The organism is Aeromonas sp. CA23, from assembly GCF_002587065.1.
GTDB lineage: Bacteria > Pseudomonadota > Gammaproteobacteria > Enterobacterales > Aeromonadaceae > Aeromonas > Aeromonas bestiarum.
The window spans coordinates 1,623,759-1,643,857 of record NZ_CP023818.1 but is presented as its reverse complement, the minus strand read 5'-3'; the positions used below and the strand labels follow the sequence as shown (position 1 = coordinate 1,643,857).

General features: G+C 60.1%; 20 protein-coding genes. 7 read left to right on the top strand and 13 right to left on the bottom strand.

Annotated features, from left to right (window positions below; translation table 11 throughout):
• Positions 1-71 precede the first annotated feature (71 nt).
• The 4 genes from CK910_RS07690 to CK910_RS07675 are packed head-to-tail and all read left to right on the top strand — an operon-like array spanning position 72 to position 4,332.
• A complete protein-coding gene (locus CK910_RS07690; RefSeq protein WP_098982009.1) occupies positions 72-1,085 on the top strand; it encodes an ABC transporter ATP-binding protein in 1,014 nt (337 codons plus the stop codon).
• Positions 1,082-2,050: an ABC transporter permease gene (locus CK910_RS07685; protein ID WP_098982007.1), complete on the top strand. Its 969-nt coding sequence runs from the start codon at positions 1,082-1,084 to the stop codon at positions 2,048-2,050. The genes CK910_RS07690 and CK910_RS07685 overlap by 4 nt, the downstream gene beginning before the upstream one ends.
• The gene (locus CK910_RS07680; RefSeq protein ID WP_216640184.1) at positions 2,040-2,873 is read left to right on the top strand and encodes an ABC transporter permease; all 834 of its coding nucleotides are present in this window, start codon (positions 2,040-2,042) and stop codon (positions 2,871-2,873) included. The genes CK910_RS07685 and CK910_RS07680 overlap by 11 nt, the downstream gene beginning before the upstream one ends.
• A 28-nt stretch (positions 2,874-2,901) precedes the next feature.
• Entirely contained in the window at positions 2,902-4,332 is a 1,431-nt protein-coding gene (locus tag CK910_RS07675; RefSeq protein ID WP_098982005.1) for a gamma-aminobutyraldehyde dehydrogenase, read from the top strand.
• Positions 4,333-4,447: 115 nt separating this feature from the next.
• On the opposite strand, the gene cyoE is transcribed toward CK910_RS07675, so the two are convergent.
• From cyoE to CK910_RS07655, 4 genes are read right to left on the bottom strand one after another with little or no spacing between them, the layout of a single operon-like run.
• Positions 4,448-5,353 (bottom strand): heme o synthase, encoded by a 906-nt coding sequence (gene cyoE / locus CK910_RS07670; protein ID WP_098982002.1) that lies wholly within the window; start codon positions 5,351-5,353, stop codon positions 4,448-4,450.
• Positions 5,350-6,369 carry a COX15/CtaA family protein gene (locus CK910_RS07665; protein ID WP_098981999.1) on the bottom strand — a complete coding sequence of 340 codons (1,020 nt, stop codon included), beginning with the start codon at positions 6,367-6,369 and terminating at the stop codon, positions 5,350-5,352. The genes cyoE and CK910_RS07665 overlap by 4 nt, the downstream gene beginning before the upstream one ends.
• The gene (locus CK910_RS07660) at positions 6,366-6,845 is read right to left on the bottom strand and encodes a hypothetical protein (RefSeq protein WP_253852839.1); all 480 of its coding nucleotides are present in this window, start codon (positions 6,843-6,845) and stop codon (positions 6,366-6,368) included. The genes CK910_RS07665 and CK910_RS07660 overlap by 4 nt, the downstream gene beginning before the upstream one ends.
• Positions 6,838-7,554: an SURF1 family protein gene (locus tag CK910_RS07655; RefSeq protein WP_253852837.1), complete on the bottom strand. Its 717-nt coding sequence runs from the start codon at positions 7,552-7,554 to the stop codon at positions 6,838-6,840. The genes CK910_RS07660 and CK910_RS07655 overlap by 8 nt, the downstream gene beginning before the upstream one ends.
• A gap of 27 nt (positions 7,555-7,581) precedes the next feature.
• Between CK910_RS07655 and CK910_RS07650 the strand changes: the two genes are divergently transcribed.
• Entirely contained in the window at positions 7,582-7,791 is a 210-nt protein-coding gene (locus CK910_RS07650) for a DUF2909 family protein (protein ID WP_098981996.1), read from the top strand.
• A gap of 7 nt (positions 7,792-7,798) precedes the next feature.
• Here CK910_RS07650 and CK910_RS07645 read toward each other — a convergent pair whose 3' ends face one another.
• From CK910_RS07645 to coxB, 4 genes are read right to left on the bottom strand one after another with little or no spacing between them, the layout of a single operon-like run.
• A complete protein-coding gene (locus CK910_RS07645; RefSeq protein ID WP_098981994.1) occupies positions 7,799-8,680 on the bottom strand; it encodes a cytochrome c oxidase subunit 3 in 882 nt (293 codons plus the stop codon).
• Between the two features lie 2 nt (positions 8,681-8,682).
• Positions 8,683-9,237 carry a cytochrome c oxidase assembly protein gene (locus CK910_RS07640; protein ID WP_098981991.1) on the bottom strand — a complete coding sequence of 185 codons (555 nt, stop codon included), beginning with the start codon at positions 9,235-9,237 and terminating at the stop codon, positions 8,683-8,685.
• Between the two features lie 9 nt (positions 9,238-9,246).
• A complete protein-coding gene (ctaD, locus tag CK910_RS07635; RefSeq protein ID WP_098981988.1) occupies positions 9,247-10,833 on the bottom strand; it encodes a cytochrome c oxidase subunit I in 1,587 nt (528 codons plus the stop codon).
• 9 nt (positions 10,834-10,842) lie between these two features.
• Positions 10,843-12,033, bottom strand: coding sequence for a cytochrome c oxidase subunit II (gene coxB / locus CK910_RS07630; RefSeq protein ID WP_367582010.1), 1,191 nt, complete (start codon positions 12,031-12,033; stop codon positions 10,843-10,845).
• A 330-nt stretch (positions 12,034-12,363) separates the two neighbouring features.
• Between coxB and CK910_RS07625 the strand changes: the two genes are divergently transcribed.
• Positions 12,364-12,963 (top strand): Yip1 family protein, encoded by a 600-nt coding sequence (locus tag CK910_RS07625; RefSeq protein ID WP_098981981.1) that lies wholly within the window; start codon positions 12,364-12,366, stop codon positions 12,961-12,963.
• A 203-nt stretch (positions 12,964-13,166) separates the two neighbouring features.
• Here the strand turns inward: CK910_RS07625 and CK910_RS07620 are convergent, their stop codons facing one another.
• From CK910_RS07620 to treR, 5 genes are all read right to left on the bottom strand, one after another.
• Complete coding sequence (locus CK910_RS07620) at positions 13,167-13,499, bottom strand: hypothetical protein (protein ID WP_098981978.1); 333 nt, start codon at positions 13,497-13,499, stop codon at positions 13,167-13,169.
• 342 nt (positions 13,500-13,841) lie between these two features.
• Entirely contained in the window at positions 13,842-14,465 is a 624-nt protein-coding gene (locus tag CK910_RS07615) for a sugar O-acetyltransferase (protein ID WP_301336239.1), read from the bottom strand.
• A gap of 3 nt (positions 14,466-14,468) precedes the next feature.
• Entirely contained in the window at positions 14,469-16,130 is a 1,662-nt protein-coding gene (gene treC / locus CK910_RS07610) for an alpha,alpha-phosphotrehalase (RefSeq protein WP_098981973.1), read from the bottom strand.
• Between the two features lie 67 nt (positions 16,131-16,197).
• Positions 16,198-17,628: a PTS trehalose transporter subunit IIBC gene (gene treB, locus CK910_RS07605; protein ID WP_043137250.1), complete on the bottom strand. Its 1,431-nt coding sequence runs from the start codon at positions 17,626-17,628 to the stop codon at positions 16,198-16,200.
• A 191-nt stretch (positions 17,629-17,819) separates the two neighbouring features.
• Positions 17,820-18,767 (bottom strand): trehalose operon repressor TreR, encoded by a 948-nt coding sequence (gene treR, locus CK910_RS07600; RefSeq protein ID WP_098981968.1) that lies wholly within the window; start codon positions 18,765-18,767, stop codon positions 17,820-17,822.
• A gap of 282 nt (positions 18,768-19,049) precedes the next feature.
• On the opposite strand from treR, the gene CK910_RS07595 reads away from it, so the two are divergent.
• The gene (locus CK910_RS07595) at positions 19,050-20,000 is read left to right on the top strand and encodes an AEC family transporter (protein ID WP_098981965.1); all 951 of its coding nucleotides are present in this window, start codon (positions 19,050-19,052) and stop codon (positions 19,998-20,000) included.
• Positions 20,001-20,099: the final 99 nt, after the last annotated feature.

Sequence of the window (20,099 nt, the reverse complement as noted above, 5' to 3'; positions counted from 1 at the left end):
TGAGCTGACTACGCGCAACCCAGCGGGCCGGACAGGAGTCCGGCCCATCCCTGCACAGACAAGGACGCTCCATGAACGCCGTACAATTTGACCGCATCAGCCGCCACTATGGCGAGGTGAAGGCGGTCGACGACATCTCCTTCCAGATCCCTTCCGGCGAGTTTTTTACCCTGCTTGGCCCGAGCGGTTCCGGCAAGACCACCTGCCTGCGGATGATCGCCGGCTTCGAATACCCGAGCGAGGGGGAGATCCGCCTGTTCGGTGAGCCCTGCTCCCGGGTGCCGCCCTACGATCGCAACCTCAACACCGTATTCCAGGACTATGCCCTCTTCCCCAACATGGATGTGCGCGACAACATCGGCTACGGCCTGATGCTCAAGGGGGTGGCCAAGGGGGAGCGTTACCGCAAGGTGGACGAGATGCTGGAGCTGGTACGCCTGCCCGGCGTCGGCAGCCGCAAACCGGGCCAGCTCTCCGGCGGCCAGCGCCAGCGCATCGCCATCGCCCGGGCGCTGATCAACCAGCCGCGCATCCTGCTGCTGGACGAGCCGCTGGGGGCGCTCGATCTCAAGCTGCGCGAGCAGATGCAGCTCGAACTGAAGGCATTGCAGCGCCAACTCGGCATCACCTTCATCTTTGTCACCCACGATCAGCAGGAGGCGCTCTCCATGAGCGACCGCATCTGCATCTTCAATCAGGGCAAGATAGAGCAGATAGCCGCACCGGATACCATCTACGACGCCCCCGCCACTCCCTTCGTCGCCCGCTTCGTCGGCACCGTCAACCTGTTCGAGGGGGAGCTGGCCAGACGGCTGTGCGGTGACGAGCGCCAGATGATGGTGCGCCCTGAGCGGATCCGGCTCAGTGAGGCCGGCAGCCCCGGCTGGTCGGGCGAGATCCGCGAGGTGGAATACCTGGGTCCCTTCGTACGCTACCGGGTCGATCTGGGTGAGCGGCTCGAGCTTATCGTCAACCACCCCAACGAGGGGCAGGCCCGTCTGGCCCATGGCAGCCGGGTCAGCCTCAGCTGGCCGGAACAGGCCATTCATCGTCTGAATGGCTCCGAGTCCGGGGCTCAGCCATGAGCCTCCCCCACAGTGCGAGCCTTGCCATGAGCCACATCACAGAACCTGCACGCTTGCGGCCATTGCGGCGCCTCTCCACCCTGCTCTACGGCCGACCCGGCCTGTTGCTGGGGATACTGCTCGGCCCACCCCTGATCTGGCTCGGCGTCATCTACGTGGGCTCCCTGCTGATGCTGCTCTCCAACGCCTTCTTCGGGCTGGACGAGTTCAGCGGTCAGGTGCGCCACGAACTGGGACTGCAAAACTTCGTCGCCCTGCTGCGGGCGGAGAACCTCGACGTCATAGGCCGCACCGTCGGCATGTCGCTGCTGGTGACCCTGGCCTGCGCTCTGCTCGGCTTCCCCATCGCCTACTACATGGCGCGTTACACCAGCGGCAAGGCCCGGGCCCTGTTCTACGTGGGCATCATGCTGCCGCTCTGGTCCAGCTACCTGGTGCGGGTCTACGCCTGGAAGCTGATCCTGGCCAAGGAGGGGGTCATCAGCTGGCTGGCAGACAGTCTGGGACTGGACTGGCTGCTGGATGGCATCCTCTCCCTGCCGGTGATAGGCGGCCCCTCGCTGTCGTTCTCACGGCTCGGCACCTTCATCGTCTTCGTCTACGTCTGGCTGCCCTTCATGATCCTGCCCATCCAGGCGGCGGTGGAGCGGATCCCACGCTCCCTCATCGAGGCGAGCAGCGACCTGGGGGCAACGCCGGCCCAGACCTTTCGCACCCTGATACTGCCGCTGGCATTGCCGGGCGTGGTGGCGGGATCCATCTTCACCTTCTCCCTGACCCTGGGGGACTACATCATCCCCGGCATCATAGGCAACTCGACCATGTATATAGGCCAGGTGGTCTACATGCAGCAGGGCACGGCGGGCAACCTGCCCTTCGCCGCCGCCTTCTCGCTGGTACCGATCCTGATCATCGCCATCTATCTCACCATAGCGAAACGTTTAGGAGCCTTCGATGCGCTCTAATCCCTCTATCAATCAGGACCATGGCCAGCGCCCATCCGGTCTGCTCAAGTACGCCGCCATCGGTGGGCTGCTGTTCCTGCACATCCCGATCCTGTTCATCTTCCTCTACGCCTTCACCAGCGAGAGCAAGAGCTACCAGTTTCCGCCCCCCGGCCTGACCCTGAAGTGGTTCGAGGTGACCCTGAACAGACCCGATGTGTGGCGCGCCATCCAGCTGTCGCTGGAGGTGGCGGGACTGGCCACCTTGGCGGCCATGGTGCTCGGCACCCTGGCGGCAGGCGCCATTGCCCGCAGCCGCTTCTTCGGCCAGGAGGTGGTGTCGCTGCTGCTGGTGCTGCCCATTGCCCTGCCCGGCATAGTCACCGGCATAGCGCTGCGATCCGCCTACGGCCTGCTGGAGATCCCGTTCAGCTTCTGGACCATAGTCATAGGCCACGCCACCTTCTGCGTGGTAGTGGTCTACAACAATGCGCTGGCGCGTTTTCGCCGCACCAACCAGTCGCTGATCGAGGCGTCCATGGATCTTGGCGCCGATGGCTTCCAGACCCTGCGCTACGTGATCCTGCCCAATCTCGCCACGGCGCTGCTGGCGGGGGGCATGCTGGCGTTTGCGCTGAGCTTTGATGAGGTAATCGTCACCACCTTCACCGCGGGCCAGCAGACCACGCTGCCCATCTGGATGTATCAGGAGCTGATCCGCCCCCGGGATAGACCCGTCACCAACGTGGTGGCCCTCATCATAGTGGCCTTCACCACTATCCCCATTCTGCTTGCCTACTACCTCACCCGCGACGGCCAGGATGTCGCCGGCAGTGGCAAGTAACAACTCAACGCCCGTGCAAGGATGCAACATGAAGCTATCAACCCAACTCTTGATCGACGGCCAGTTTGTCACCGGAGACGGCCCGGCCGAGCCCATCCTCAACCCGGCCACCGGTGAGCTGCTCGCCTCCGTGCCCGAAGCCTCGTTCGAGCAGGTGAACCGCGCGGTGAACGGCGCCCAGCGCGCCTTCACCCAGTGGAGCCGCACCACCCCGGCCCAGCGCAGCAACCTGCTGCTGCGCCTCGCCGATGCCATAGAGCGCCATGCCGAGGAGTTCGCGGCGCTCGAATCCCTCAACTGCGGCAAGCCCTATCTGGCGGTGCTCAATGACGAGCTGCCGGCGGTGGTGGACTGCTTCCGCTTCTTCGCCGGGGCGGCCCGCTGCCTGCAGGGGCCGCTGGCGGGGGAGTACATAGAAGGACACACCAGCATGATCCGCCGTGATCCCATAGGTGTGGTGGGCAGCATAGCACCCTGGAACTACCCGCTGATGATGGCGGCCTGGAAGATGGCCCCCGTGCTCGCCGCCGGCAATACGGTAGTGCTCAAGCCCTCAGAGCAGACTCCGCTCACCGCCCTGCGCCTGGCCGAGCTCGCCAGCGAGCTCTTCCCCCGCGGCGTCATCAACATCGTCTGCGGCCGGGGCGAGAGCGTGGGGGCGCCGCTGGTGGAGCACCCGCTGGTGCGCATGGTGTCCCTGACCGGCGATATCGCCACCGGCCAGAAGATACTGCAGAGCGCCGCCCGTACCATGAAGCGCACCCACCTTGAGCTGGGGGGCAAGGCGCCGGTCATCATCTTCGACGACGCGGATCTGGAAGCCGTGGTGGCAGGCATTCGCACCTTCGGCTTCTACAACGCGGGGCAAGATTGCACCGCAGCCTGCCGCATCTACGCCCAGGGCAAGATCTACGACAACTTTGTCGCCGCCATGACGGATGCGGTGGCTTCCATCAAGGTCGGTAGTCAACGCGAGGAGGGGGTGGAGATGGGGCCGCTCATCTCGGACCGGCAACGCAACAGAGTAGCCAGCTTCGTGGAACGGGCCCAGAGCAGCGGCCACGTGGAGGTGACGGCGGGAGGCAAGATCCGCCCCGGCAACGGCTTCTTCTTCGAGCCGACCCTGATCGTTGGCGCCCGCCAGGAGGATGAGATAGTCCGGCGCGAGGTGTTCGGCCCGGTGGTGTCGGTGACCCGCTTCAACGACGCCGAACAGGTGGTGCAGTGGGCCAACGACTCGGACTACGGCCTCGCCTCGTCAGTCTGGACCCGGGATTTGAGCCTCGCCAGCAAGGTAGCCAGCCACCTGCAATATGGCTGCACCTGGATCAACACCCACTTCATGCTCACCTCGGAGATGCCCCACGGCGGCATGAAGATGTCCGGTTATGGCAAGGATCTCTCCCTCTACGCGCTGGAGGATTACACTGTGCCGCGCCACATCATGGTCAAGCTCTGAAAACGACAAGGCTGGCCCTGGGCCAGCCTTGTCACTTGAGCCGTATCCCTCGCACTGCGCCCCTGAATTGTCCCCATCCCAAGCCCCTGAAACTCAAAGGCAGATGGCTTTCCCCCTAGGACAGCCGCCACAGCCAATGGTGATCCAGGATCAGCAGACCAAACAGCAGCATCAGGTGGTAGATGGAGAAACGGAAAGTCCGCATCGCCTGACCGGGCCGCTCCGAGTACTTCAGCAACCAGCCGTGCCAGCAGAACAAGAGGTTCAACATCAGGCTGCCAATCAGGTAGAGCAGGCCCGACATGCCGATCAGATAGGGCAGCAGGCAGATCAGGGTCAGCATCAGCAAATAGAGCAGGATCGCCGTCTTGGTAAATGCAATGCCATGGGTGACCGGCAGCATGGGGATCTTGGCGCTGGCATACTCATCACGCCTGTGGATCGCCAGCGCCCAGAAATGCGGGGGCGTCCAGGCGAAGATGATCATCACCAGCAACCAGGGCTCGGCCGAGAGCTGCCCCGTGATGCTGGTCCAGCCAAGCAGCGGCGGCATGGCTCCCGCCAGCCCGCCGATGACTATGTTCTGTGGTGTGGCCCGCTTCAGCAGCAGGGTGTAGACGACCGCATAGCCAAACAGGCTGGCCAGGGTCAACCAGGCGGTCAGGGGATTCACGCCCCAATAAAGCAAGGCAAACCCCAGCAGGGCCAGCCAGAGCGCAAACGCCATCGCCGGTTTGGTGCCGATCCGCCCAGTGGCGACCGGTCGCCAGCGCGTTCTGCGCATCTGTGCATCGATGCCACGGTCCAGAATATGGTTCATGGCCGCCGCCGCCGCCGCTAACAACCCTATCCCCACCAGCCCGGAGACCATGTTGTCCAGCGAGGCCACCGTCGGCTCGACCAGCAACATGCCGACCCAGGCCGTCAGCAGGAGCAGTGCCACCACCTTGGGTTTGGTCAGCTGGTAATAGTCCCGCAGCAACCGGATGTCTATGATGCGGGCCAATGACTTGCTGTTCATGTCTGACTCCTGATCGCCCCGGGCGACAGCAAGGGGGAAAGATGGGGGCGAGAGAGCCGCCCACGGGCCAGTACACAACACACCAGCAGGTGTGCCGCCACCAGGTTGTGCGCGAGAGCATTTACCAGTGGCAGGGCCAGATGGACGTTCGCCAGCCCCAGGGCTATCTGCACGAGCAACAAGGCCAGCAACAATACTCCCAGGGGGCGCATGAGGTGCCCCTGGCGGATCAGCCCGAGCGCGAAGGCTCCGACCAGCAAGACAGTGCCCAGAGCTCCGAGGCGGTGAGCTATGTGGATCGTCTGACGCGCCTCCTTGCCCAGCACACCAAACTCATAGCTGCCATGCCCCAGGGGCAGATGAAAAGCCTCTCCCCACACCAGCTGGTTTTGCCAGCCATCCTGGCAGACCGGCAGTTCGACGCAGGCCATGGCGGCATAATTGGCCGAAGTCCAGCCACCCAAGGCAATCTGCACCAGCAGCACGGCGCACGCCAGATTGCCCAGCCAGGGCAAACCCTGACCGCAGATGACAGGGCTTGCCCTGGCGGGGTCGGTCGTCATGTCGACCCGATACAACCACAGCAGGGTCAGGATGGCGAATCCACCCAGCAGATGAGCCATCACGACCAGAGGATGCAGGGCCAGCGTCACAGTCCACATGCCCAGCATGGCCTGACCCAGCACCAGGATGAGCAGCGCGCTGGCGATGCGGCGCAGGCGTTGTTTGCAACGCCAGCTCAGCATGAACAGGCTCCCGATGATGCAACCCAATGCACCGGCGAAATAGCGATGCACCATCTCACTGCGCGCCTTGTGGGGCTCCAGCGTGCTCTCCGGGTAAAGCAGGGCGGCTCGCTCGATATGCGCAGATTGAGGGACAGCCAGCGAGCCGTAACAACCCGGCCAGTCGGGACACGCGAGTCCGGCATCGGTCAGCCGGGTATAGGCGCCGAGCAGTATGACCAGCGTCGCCAGGGCGATCGCGATCGACGCCAGCATCTTCTGACTCTTCATTCAGGGCCTCGCTGATATTTGAGCAACTGTTGCACATCCGACAGCACTGCCTTGCCAAACAGCGGCCACTGCGCCGTGTTGGCAGGCACCTCGTAACGCAGTATGGCCAACCCCTGTGAGTCCACCAGCATGATGTCCCCCGTTTTGATCTCTGCGCCTGTCTCGGGCGCTGGCTCATCAACCAGTTGCACCAGCGCCAGCTTGTCCAGGTTGCGGCCCAATGCGCTCCGGATCCGCTGCATCAGCATCGGCACCTGCTGACATACAGCCTCACACTGCCTGGCCTCCAGATAAACCAGCCGCCATTTGGTCTGGCTCGACGGGAGTGGTTGCAGCAGATAGACGTCTTTGCTCAGCCATTGTCCCTTGTTGCGAGTGCCGGGTTCATACCAGCCCTGTCGCAACGTCAGTGCGGCCAGCACCACAGGCAACAGGATCACCAGCGCGAATGCGACAGGCACCTTCCACTTATCCATCGGACCTCCTGCTCAACACCCAACCGCCGCACAGTGCTACCAGCGCCAGTCCCAACCACTGCACCGCATAAGCTCTGTGCTTCTCTGGCGGCATCACATGCTGTTGATAGTGGTAGATAAAGGGAGACGTCTGCTGGTAAAAAACGGCATCGACGAGGGACAAGCCACTGATCCGGTTCAGGCTATCCACCCTGATGGTTTGCAGCCGGTTCGGATAGGGACCCGCTTCTATGTTCTGTCCCAGCAAGACGCCGCCGGGCTTGATCCGCAGCAGGCCGTTAAGCTCGAACCTTGCCGGAATGACAGGGAGTGGCAACTGCTGGCGCTGCGCAGGGGCAGGAAGCCAGCCCAGATTCACCAGCAATGGAGGGGAGTGGCTGTCGGCACGCACCGGGATGAGCACATCATATCCGGCCTCATGCGCGACCAGCTGATTGTCCAGCAGCCAGATATAGGGGGCCACCCACTCCACCTTTCCCCGCAATGGTGCACCGTCCAGACGCTCAGCCTGCCGCCAGTCGATCTCGGTCAGCGTCAATGGCACCGCCTGCTGCAGGGTGACCACATGGGCCAGCCACTCCTCCTTTTCGGCCGCGCGCTGCCATTGCCAGAGTGCCAGCTTGCACAAACCGGCAGACACACCCAGAGTGAATATCAGCAGGATCCAGCGCCTGTGGTGGAATGGTCGCTGCTTATGCCACGTCGCCATGTCGCGCATCTTTTGGAGGGCCCTAACATGTTGATCAAGATAGTGCTGGTGCTCATGTTGCTGCTCATCATAGGGCAGCTGTTCCATGCTCTCTGGCTGATGTTGAGCACGGGTCAGCCCGCTCGGAAGATGTCGGTTCCACTGGGTCGCCGCGTCCTGTTCTCTCTGCTGGTGGTCGCCATCTTGCTGCTCTCGCTGGCAATGGGCTGGATTGAACCCAATCCACGCCCCTACTAGACGAATATCAGAGCAGATACACAAAGACAAAGAGGCATAGCCAGACAACGTCAACGAAATGCCAGTACCAGGCGGCGGCCTGAAAGGCGAAGTGCCGCTCGGCGGTAAAATGATCCTTCAGCACGATGCGCAGCCAGATGATCAGGAGGAATACAGTCCCCAGGGTGACATGCAAGCCATGGAAGCCGGTCAATATAAAGAAGGTATTGCCATATATTCCGGAGTCCAGCCGCAAACCCAGCTCTCGGTATGCATGCATGTATTCGTAGCCTTGCAGCCACAAGAAGGTCAGGCCAAGCAACACTGTGCTCAGCAGCATCCATTTGAGCCGTTCTCTTTTACCCTGCTCCAACCCTGTATGAGCAAACAGCAGCGTCACGGAGGAGCTCAGCAACACCAGAGTGTTGACGAGCGGGATCCCATGCCAGGGCATGGCCTGGGTTTGGGTGCCTCCCGGGGTCTTGAGCATGGGCCAGTGCGCGGAAAAGTCCGGCCACAACAGCTGCGCCGTCATTGCCTTGTTTCCTGCACCATCCAGCCATGGCATGGCGAGTTGTCTGGCATAAAACAGCACACCAAAAAATGCCAGGAAGAACATCACCTCGGAAAAAATGAACCAGACCATACCTTGCCTGAAGGAGCGATCCATCTGGGGGCTGTACAACCCCGTCATGGACTCATGGATAATATGGCGGAACCAGCCAAACAACATGAACACCAGCAATATGACGCCCGCCATCATCAGATAGCGGCCAATGCCTGATTGTTTGTTTGCTATTTCATTCACCAGATGGCCCGCACCGAAGGCCAGGAGAAACAGTGCCAGGGCGCCGATAATGGGCCAATGACTCTGCTCAGGGACGTAATAATGCGAGTTCACCTTGGCCATGATTATTTCCTCTGCGCCAACGCATCGGCTGGCTTGGACTGCGTAATGTCATAGAGCGAATAAGAGAGCGTGATGGTGTTGATGTCGGAGGGCAGGGCGGGATCGACATAGAACTTGAGTGGCATCAGCTTGCTTTCCCCTGCCCGCAATTCCTGACGATGGAAGCAGAAACATTCCACCTTCTTTAAATAGGCGGCGGCGGGTCCGGGGGAGACTGATGGGACAGCCTGGCCAATCATGGTGCGATCCGTCGGATTGAATACCCGGTAATTGACCAGTTTCATTTCGCCAGGCCGTATCGATAGCCGCTCTGTCTCCTGAGTAAACTGCCATGGCATCTGGGTGTCCGCATGAGCAAGAAACTCCATCTGTATGGTACGTTTGCTGTCGATCACGGCGCGATCCGTGCTGGCCGGCTGCTCGGCGGTCTTGCCGTTGAGGCCTGTGATCCGGCAAAGAACGTCATACAGCGGCACCAACGCAAATGCAAAACCAAACATGACGGTGATGACCAGGATCAGCTTTTTCAGCAAAGGCCCATGATTGATTTGTGTCATATGCGCCTCCTACTTGATATCTGGTGGTGACTGGAAACTGTGATAAGGGGGCGGAGAGGGCAAGGTCCATTCCAGCCCTTCCGCACCTTCCCACACCTGTGCCGTAGCCTTATTGCCGCCACGGATGCATTTGATGACACCCCAGACGAACAACAGCTGTGACAACCCGAAAGCAAAACCACCAACGCTGATCAGCGCATTAAAGTCTGCGAATTGCAGTGCATAGTCGGGTATCCGGCGAGGCATGCCCGCCAGACCGACGAAATGCATCGGAAAGAACAGCACATTGACCGAAATAAGTGAGCACCAGAAATGCCATTGTCCCAGTCGCTCGTCATACATATGGCCGGTCCATTTTGGTAGCCAGTAATAGGCCGCAGCGAGAATGGAAAATACCGCCCCGGTAACCAACACATAATGAAAATGGGCCACGACAAAATAGGTATCGTGATATTGGAAGTCGGCCGGGATCATGGCCAGCATCAACCCCGAGAAACCGCCTATGGTAAACAGGGTAATAAAGGCGATGGCAAACATCATGGGGGTCTCGAACGTCAAGGAACCTCGCCACATGGTCGCCACCCAGTTAAATACCTTCACACCGGTCGGCACCGCGATCAACATGGTGGCGTACATGAAGAACAGCTCGGCGACCACGGGCAGCCCCGTCGTAAACATGTGATGAGCCCAGACCAGAAAAGACAATATCGCTATGCTGCTGGTGGCATAAACCATGGAGCGATAGCCAAAGAGTTTCTTGCGAGAGAAGGTAGGAATAATGCTGGATACTATGCCAAAGGCGGGCAGTATCATGATGTACACCTCAGGGTGACCAAAGAACCAGAATATATGCTGGAACATCACAGGATCTCCCCCTCCTGCGGCATCGAAGAAACTGGTACCAAAATACTTGTCCGTCAATACCATGGTGACGGCCGCTGCCAATACCGGCATCACAGCAATCAACAGAAAGGCCGTTATCAACCAGGTCCATACAAATAGCGGCATCTTCATCCAGGTCATGCCTGGTGCCCGTAAATTGAAGATGGTGACGATGACATTGATGGCTCCCATGATGGATGAGATGCCCATGATATGGATTGCGAAGACAAACAACGCCGTACTGTTGCCGCTGTATTTGGTCGACAAGGGGGCATAGAAGGTCCAACCCGAACTTGGGCCACCACCATCCATGAACAGACTCGACAGCAGGATCAAGAAGGCAAACGGCAGGATCCAGAAACTCCAGTTGTTCATCCTGGGCAGGGCCATGTCAGGGGCCCCAATCATCATGGGGATCAACCAGTTGGCCAGGCCGGTGAACGCCGGCATCACGGCGCCAAAGACCATGACCAGACCATGCACTGTGGTCATCTGGTTGAAGAACAGGGGCTCGACCAGCTGTAACCCGGGCTGAAACAGTTCGGCCCGGATCACCATGGCCATGGTGCCACCGGTAAAGAACATGGTCAGGGCGAAGAGCAGATAGAGGGTGCCAATATCTTTATGGTTAGTGGTATATAACCAGCGCCTCAGGCCTGCTGCCGGTCCATGGGAGTGGCCTGCGTGCAGGGTCTCGATGATGCCATCGCTCATGCCGACTCCTTATTTGTCATTTTTCAGAATGGACTGCACATCCGCAGCCTGAATGACATCGCCCGTGTTGTTACCCCAGGCATTGCGCTCATAAGTCACCACGGCGGCAAGTTCCTGAACCGTGAGCTGCTTGCCGAATGCCTGCATGGCGGTCCCGCTCTTGCCATGCAGGACCAGGTTCAGGTGCTTGGCACGATTCTCCGCCAAGGTAGTGATCTTGCTGCCCTGCAACGCGGGGAAGATCCCGGGCAATCCGGTTCCTCCTGGCTGATGGCAGGCCGAGCAATGACCCAAAAAGATTTTCTCTCCCAACGCCATGGCCTGCGGCAGGGTCATGATAGTACTGGCCTGCTCCTGCTGCTGAGCCTTGGCAGCGGCCTGGGCTTCCGCCGCTCTGGCAATCCAGCCATCAAACTCCTCGGCGGTTTTGGCGACCACCACTATGGGCATGAAGCCATGATCCTTGCCGCATAGCTCGGCACACTGCCCTCGATAGGTGCCGGGCCTGTCTATCCTGGTCCAGGACTCATTAATGTAGCCGGGATTGGCATCTTTCTTTACCGCGAAGGCGGGCACCCACCAGGAGTGAATGACATCATCCGATGTCATCAAGAAGCGAATTTTCTTGCCCACAGGCAGCACCAGCGGCTGATCGACCTCCCGTAAATAGGTGTCACTCTTGGGCTGATCGCCGGAGATCTGCTTCTTGCTGGTCGCCAGCAAGGAGTAAAACGCCACCGGATGCTCCAGGTATTTGTAGTGCCATTTCCATTGCGATCCCGTGATGAGCACGGTCAGATCGGCTTTGGAAGTATCTTCCATCTTCAATAGCGTCGACGTGGCCGGCGTGGCCATCGCCACCAGGATCAGCACAGGAATGGCTGTCCACAACAATTCAATCCGGGTGCTCTCATGAAACTGAGCGGCCTGGGCGCCACGTGATTTTCGATGATGGATAATGGACCAGAGCATGGCGCCAAAGACGAGCAGACCGATCAGGCAGCAGATATAGAAGATGGTCATATGCAGGTCATAGACCTGCTGGCTGATGGCCGTCGCCCCCCGCGTCATGTTGAATGTTATCTCGCTGGCAAAAACGCTCTTGCCAGCAAGGCACATCATCCACACGCCATGCCTGATCGCATTTTTTCCCACTTTGCACTCCCTGTGCACGCTGGAAAGGACCGCAAACCTCGCCAAGTAAAGCATCTAACCATATGAAAATAATGAATTTATTAAAATCACTCTCACAAACAAGTATTAGTCCATATTTTGAAAAAGCCACCATGATGTCGCTGATCCTGGACTCATCAGAGCAGTTTGTATCAATTCATGGCTCACGGGATGGCAAGAAGCACCAACAGCAGGGATTGGAGGTGGGAACCTTGACGTAGGGGGGCTGGGACAGCTTTATTTAAAACTGTCAGTGGCGGCTGCATATGAATGGCTCACCCGGTGATGCCAACCCGATACAGAGGAGAAAAACGGGATACGACGCTCCACAAACTCAAGTAGAGAAGGAATAACGCTATGATATTAAATCACTTATGGGGATTGTATGCCCATCCTCACACCGAATGGCATACCATAGACGAAGGTCACGACAGCTTCAGAAACAGTCTGACCCATATTCTTGTCGTGGCCCTTATCCCCTCGGTCTGTGCCTACTACTCCGCCGTTTACATCGGCTGGAGTATCGGTGTGGGTGATCCCATTACCCTGACCGCAGAGAGTGCATTCATGCTATCGGTAGCCATGTATATCGCGCTCATCGCTGGCGTGTTTGCACTGGCCTATCTGGCCCACTGGATGGGGCACACCTTTGGCTCTGATCCCAGCTATACGACGGCGCTCGAGCTGGCGGCCTATACCTCTACCCCCCTGTTTATGGTTGGCTTCTCGGCCTTTTTCCCGCACCTCTGGTTTGTCATGATCATTGGCCTGATAGGGCTGAGCTATTCCATCTACCTGCTCTACGTCGGCGTGCCAATACTGATGCACATCCCCAAGGAGCAAGGGTTCATCTATGCCAGCTCTGTGGTGACGGTCGGATTGGTGCTGCTGGTCTGCGTGCTGGCAACCACGGCCATTCTGTGGGGTTCAGGTTTTGGCCCCGTCTTTACGCAATAGCACCCTGGCCACAGCAGCATCCGCTCTATGGTCAGCCATCACCAGAAATGACAAGGGCGCCGCTATGGCGCCTTTGTTATTGGGCTGAATTGCATCACTCGCCTCGGCATTGACTGCGACAGAGCTACGAGCAACCTCAAACAACCCAAACATTGTCTCACCCCAATGACCTTGCTGATCAGCCACCGGGTGGATAACGACAATTAGCGCTGTTTGCCGCTGCCGATACCAAACGGGATGCGGTAGTCGCTGCTCTGCTCACCCAGGCTGACGGTCAGGTTGCCCTGAGCGCGGCTTGGAATGCGAACCTGCTGGGTACCCACCAGATTGGCGTGAACTGAGGCCACGACATCGCCAGACTCGTCACGCACCTCCAGCATGGGATTGGCCTTGCCATCCACGGCGGCGGTCGCATGCCAGTTTACAAACAGCACGCCCGGCGCGGCGTTGAAGTCAGCGGGGACGGAAGCCTGAGCGAAACCGGCGGCCATCAGGCCTGCAACGGCCAGCATCTTGATTATGTTTTTCATGTTCATTCACTCTCTTGGTTTTTATGTCATTGCCAAGGCCGTTTCGGCCTGAATCAATGCATCCGTGCAAGAGGTTATTCAAATAGTATGTTGTTCTTTCACCGACATCCGACACCCTGTTTGATGGTGTCACAGCCTGGAACGACCTGTTATTTGGCCGCTTGGCGTTCCTGCCTAAGCGTTGAGTGAATATTAAACACCTCTGCCCACCTTTGTTAGCGAGATAAACTGGCCTAGATGTTCAAAAAATCTGAAGTGGATGTACATCCCGAGTTCAGCGAATGGCGGCCAAGAAAAAGGGCAGGAGAGCCTGCCCTTGGTGTTGGAAAGTACGCGCTGGCGGAAGCACTAGCAGCCCGCCAGCTCATCTGCCGTCATGGGCCGCAGCACCTTGCAGGGGTTGCCGGCCGCCACCACGCCCGCCGGCACATCCTTGGTCACCACAGAGCCCGCACCTATGACGCTGTTGTCCCCTATGGTGACGCCCGGGCAGATGACTGTGCTGCCACCGATCCAGACGTTGTGGCCGATGCGCACCGGCTTGCCGAACTCGACCCCGGCCACCCGCGGCACTACAGCCACCGGGTGGGCTGCGGTGTAGATCTGCACCCCGGGCGCCAGCAGCACGTTGTCACCGATGTGTACCTCGCAAACATCAAGGATGGTGCAGTTGACATTGGCGTAGAAATTCTCCCCCACGAAGATGTTGGCGCCATAGTCGCAGAAGAAGGGCGGGTTGATGACACAGGAAGCGCCGCGGCTGCCGAGCAGTTCCCGCAGCAGGGCGTCCCGCGCCGGTTTCTCCTGCCAGCTGGTGTTGAAGCTGTGATAGAGCCGGCGACAGCGCTCGCGCGCCGCCTTGAGCTCGGGGTCGCCCGCATCATAGGGCTGACCCGCCACCATCTTCTGCCACTCGGGGCCAGGTACGGCTTGCCGAGCCTCTGTTGCCGCCATGGGAGTTGCCTGTGTCATCGTCTATTCCACCAGCCAGATAAGGGATTCATAAGGGCGCAGCATACAGGACTGCGGCCGAGCCGGGCTATCGGGGTAGTTGCCAAGCAGCAGACGCCCCTCGCCAGCCAGCCTCTGCGCAGGTAGCACGAACTCCGTCGGCTCGCCGTAGCAGTTACTCACCACCAGCAGAGTCTGGCCGTTGGCACTGCGGGTATAGGCCCAGATCCGCTGATGACCTGCCAGCAGCTCCTGATAATCTCCCTGCGTGAAGATGAGATGGCTCTTGCGAAGGGCAATCAAATCACGGTAGTGCCAGAACACCGAGTTCTGGTCGGCCAGCGCGGCCTCGGCATTGATCTCGGGGTAGTTGGTGGCAGGCTTGAGCCAGGGCGTCCCGCTGGTGAAACCGGCATTGGGGGCGGCGCTCCACTGCATGGGGGTACGGGAGTTGTCGCGGGACTTGGCGCCGAGAATGGCGAGGATCTCGGCCTCCGCCATGCCTTCCGCCTGCTTGATGGCGAAGATGTTGCGGCTCTCCACATCCTGATAGTCGTCGATGCACTGATAGCCGGGATTGGTCATGCCGATCTCCTCCCCCTGATAGATGTAGGGAGTGCCCTGCAACCCGTGCAGCGTGCTGGCCAGCATCTTGGCGGCGCGCACCCTATGTTCGCCCTCGTCGCCGAAGCGGGAGACGATGCGCGGCTGATCGTGGTTGCACCAGAACAGCGCCGACCAGCCCTTGCCGTGCATGCCGCTCTGCCAGTGGTTGAAGATACGCTTGAGTTCGAGGAAATCGAACGGCGCCTTGGTCCACTTGTCACCCTTGGGGTAATCCACCTTCAGATGGTGGAAGTTGAACACCATGGAGAGCTCGGAGCCATCGAGGGCGCCGTAGCGCTGGCAATGTTCCAGACTGGTCGATGACATCTCCCCCACCGTCATGGCCCCCACGGGGGCAAAGACATCGCGGCTCACATCCTGCAAAAATTCGTGGATGCGCGGCCCGTCTGTGTAGAAACGGCGGCCATCGCCCACCTCGTCGTTCGGGAACGCCTGATCCTTGGAGATGAGGTTGATGACGTCGAGGCGGAAACCGTCTACCCCCTTCTGCGCCCAGAAGTGAATGATGTTTTTCACCTCGGCGCGCACCGCCGGGTTTTCCCAGTTCAGATCCGCCTGCTCGCGGGCAAACAGGTGCAGGTAGTACTGACCGGTGGCCTGATCCAGCTCCCAGGCGCTGCCGCCAAACTTGGACTGCCAGTTGTTGGGCACGCTGCCGTCCACCGGATCGCGCCAGATGTAGTAGTCGCGGTAGGGGCTGTTTTTATCCCCCAGCGCCGACTTGAACCAGGCGTGCTCGGTGGAGGTGTGGTTCACTACGATATCCATCACGATGCGGATGTCGCGCGCGTGGGCGGCAGCCAGCAACGCTTCGAAATCGGCCATGGTGCCGTAGGCGGGATCGATGGCAAGGTAGTCGGCGATGTCGTAGCCGTTGTCTACCTGCGGGGAGACGTAAACCGGAGTCAGCCAGAGGGCATCGACCCCCAGGGTCTTGAGATAGTCGAGGCGGGCCATGATCCCCTTGAGATCGCCGGTGCCACGGGCAGCGGAATCCTGAAAGCTCTTGGGATAGATCTGGTAAATCACGGCGCTCTGCCACCAGGGTGTTTGGCTCATGGGTCTTGCTCTTGTCTCGAATGAAAAGGGAGAGGGCGACCCCTGCGGGTCGCCCTGATGCGTGGAGTCAGGCGCTGGCCTGGGCCAGCTTGCCGGCCGCCTGCTGGCGCTTGTAGACCAGCAGAGTCAGCACCACTGGCACTACTATGGCCACCAGCATGGCGACTGAGTAAACGGCCCAATACTGGGGCTGGATGGAGAGGATGCCCGGCAGGCCACCCACCCCTATGCCGTTGGCCATCACACCGGCGAAGCCGCAGATAAGCGCCGCCAGGCTGGAACCCACCATGGCGCACAGCATGGGGAACTTGTATTTGAGGTTGATGCCGTACATGGCCGGTTCGGTCACGCCCAGGTAGGCGGAGATGGCGGCAGGCACGGAAATCTCCCGCTCGTTCTCCTTGCGGCTAATCAGAATGATGCCGACGACCGCAGAAGCCTGGGCGATGTTGGAGAGTGCGATCAGCGGCCAGATCGGGGTGCCACCCATGCTCTGCATCAACTGCAGATCCACAGCGTTGGTGGTGTGGTGGATACCCGTGATGACCAGGGGCGCATAGAAGAAGCCGAACAGGGCGGCACCGATGGGGGCAAACGAACCTGTCATGGCCGCCTTGGCAGCGAAGCCGACGCCTTCACCAATCCAGCGACCGAACGGGCCGATAAAGGCGTGGGCCACTATCACCGCCAACAGTAGCGAGACAAACGGCACTATCACCAGATAGAGATAGGCCGGAATGATGCGCTTGAGGTTGGTCTCCACCCAGGCGAGGAATACCCCCGCCAGCAGGGCCGGAATGACCTGCGCCTGATAGCCCACCTTCTGAATGACGAACAGGCCGAAGTCCCACACCTCTGGGGTCTGCTGACCAATGCCATAGGCGTTCATCAGTTGCGGCGACACCAGCGTGATACCCAGTACTATCCCGAGGATCTCGGAGCCGCCCATCTTCTTCACCGCAGACCAGCAGACGCCGACCGGCAGGAAGTGGAAGATGGCCTCGCCCAGCAGCCAGAGGAAGGCGTGGACCTGAGCCCAGAACTGGCTGATCTCGGTGAGGGTATGAGTGCCATCGTCGAACATCTTGATGTCGCCGATGACGTTGCGAAAGCCCAGGATCAGGCCGCCGGTGATGATGGCGGGCAACAGGGGCACGAAGATCTCCGCCAGGTGGGAGATGCCGCGCTCCAGCGGATTCATGTTCTGACGGGCAGCCAGTTTGGCGGCATCCTTGCTGCCACCGCTGACACCTATCTCCTCGGTGAGCGCCTTGTACCACTGCTCCACCTCGTTGCCGATCACCACCTGGAACTGGCCGCCCTGAGTGAAGCTCCCCTTCACCGCAGGTATGGTTTCGATGGCCTTGCTGTCGGCTTTGGCCGGATCGTTCAGGACGAAGCGCAATCGGGTCAGGCAGTGACTGACGGTGGCGATGTTCTCCTTGCCGCCGATCTTGTCGATCAGGGTGGCAAGCTGCTGTGCGTTGATCTTGGACATGAGTCTTCCCTCTGTGACTCCATTGATATTGGTCTGCATCGCCCTTTTGAACCAGTCTGCTGGTCTGAGCGTTTTTGGTATCGTTCCCATTTAGCATGCAGTCAATTTGAACAGATCGAAATGGGAACGTTCCCATTTCGTGGTCAACATCACAAAAAGCGCGTTTTTTGTGCAGGGCTAAGTGATGGGGCTCACAGTGTGTGGCTGGGTGCTATGGTCGCCAGCGGGCGGTGATCCTGCTCGATCTGGCCGAGCAGCTGGCGGGCCGCCTGCTCCCCCGCCCCCTTGTAGCCAAGATCCAGGCTGAGGGCGTTGGGAAAGAGGAAACTGAGCATGGGGTTGTTGCCAAGGCCTGTTACCAGCACCTCGCTACGCCCTTGTTCCTGAAGGTATTTTGCAGCACCTATGGCGAGGGTGTCACTGGCGCAGACCAGCGCCTGGGTGGCAGGGGTGAGCAACTCGGCCGCCAGCCGGTAGCCGCTCTGCAGGCTGAGATCGCCGAGGGCACTGCGCGCCGTCAATCCCTGTTCGACGCAGTAGCCGAGATAGGCATCAAGCCGGCGCTGACCCGTAGTGAGATCCGAGGTATCCACCCCCAGATAGGCAATGTCGCCGACTCCGCGGGTCGTCAGCTCAGCCAGCATGGTGCGCACAGCCCCGGCATCGTCGAAGCAGACCGAAGAGAAGCCGGGATGGTCGCGGGCCACCAGCACAAGCTTCTCTTTCAGCGGCACCATGGCGTCGTAGTCCAGATCGTTGAAGGCAAACAGTATGATGCCATCCACCCCGCGCCGCTCCAGCACAGCCAGATGCTCCTGCACCTTGGCGGGGGAGAACTTGCTCTCCATCAGCACGGCGTCATAGCCACGCTGATAGAGGGTCTCCAGCATGCCCCGCACCGCCTGATTCTCCGAGCTGGAGTCGAGCCGGGAGACTATGATCCCCACCACCTGCTGGCTCTGGCTGCGCATGGCCCGCGCCGACTTGCTCGGCACGAAGCCGTGTTCGGCGATGACCTGCTCCACCCGCTCGCGGGTCGCCTGTTTCACCTTGGGATCCTGATTGAGCACCCGGGAGACGGTCGACTTGCCGACGCCCGAGAGGCGGGCGATATCGAGGATGGTCAGTTTCTTGTCCATGAATTGGCTCACAGGAGGCTCGGCGGTGGAATTGCCCACATTGTTGTGATTAAGCCCTGTGAATACAAGCCCATGGCGTTAGAATGCCTTTTTTGCCCCGGCGAACGTAGTGCCGCTCGCCATCGCACAGGACGCGCATCATGGGTCTGTTGGTCAGTCTGCTTCTATCCCTCTCCGTCACGGGCCCCGTCTATCGCACAGGACATCCATCATGAGTCTGCTGGCCAGTCTGATCTTCCTCCTCTCCATCACCGGCCCCGTCTATCGCACAGGACATCCATCATGAGTCTGCTGGCCAGTCTGCACTTCTCCCTCTCCATCACGGGCCCCATCTGCGTGGTGCTGCTGCTCGGCATCTGGCTCAAGCAACTGGGCCTGCTGCCCGACAGCTTCGTCGAATCCGCCTCCCGCCTGGTGTTTCAGGTCACACTGCCGGCCCTCTTGTTCCTCAGCATGGTACGCACCGATTTTTCCACCATGCCGAGCCCCTGGCTCATCGTCTACGGCTTGCTCGGCACCCTCGCCGGCTTTCTGATCCTTGAGGCACTGGCGGCCCGCTTCATCCCGGAGCGGCATCAGCGCGGCATCTTCGTGCAGGGCAGCTTTCGCGGCAACATGGGGATCATGGGGCTGGCCTACGTGCAAAACGCCTATGGCGCCGAGGGGATAGGCGCCGCCGCCCTGCTGGTGGGCTCGGTGACCGTTCTCTACAACATACTCGCCGTGATCACCCTGACCCGCAGTCTGGGAGGCAGCAAGGGGATCAAGCCGATCCTCAAGGGGATCGCCAAAAACCCGCTGATCATCGCCATTCTTTCCGCCCTGCCGTTCGGCCTGCTCGGTATCGAGCTGCCCCAGCTGGTGATCACAACGGGCAACTATTTCGCCAACATGACGCTGCCGCTGGCCCTGCTCTGCACCGGCGCCAGCCTCAACCTCAAGGCCCTGCGCGGCGGCGCCATGCTGACCGGCTGGGCCACCGCCAACCGGCTGTTCTTTATCCCTGTGCTGCTGGTGACGGGGGCCTGGGCGCTCGGCTTCAGCCCGCAGGCCCTCGGCATACTGTTTCTCATCAGCTCCACCCCCACGGCCGCCGCCAGCTATGTGATGACCCGCGCCATGGGCGGCGACAGCGTGCTGGCCGCCAACATCATAGCCACCACCACGCTGGGCTCATTGATCAGTACCAGCCTGGGTGCCGCCCTGATGAACTACCTGGGGTTGATGGGCTAGTGCTGGCCGTCCACACTCTCATCGCCACCACCACATTGGGCTCATTGATCAGTACCAGCCTGGGCGCCGCCCTGATGAACTAGCTCGGGTTGATGGGAT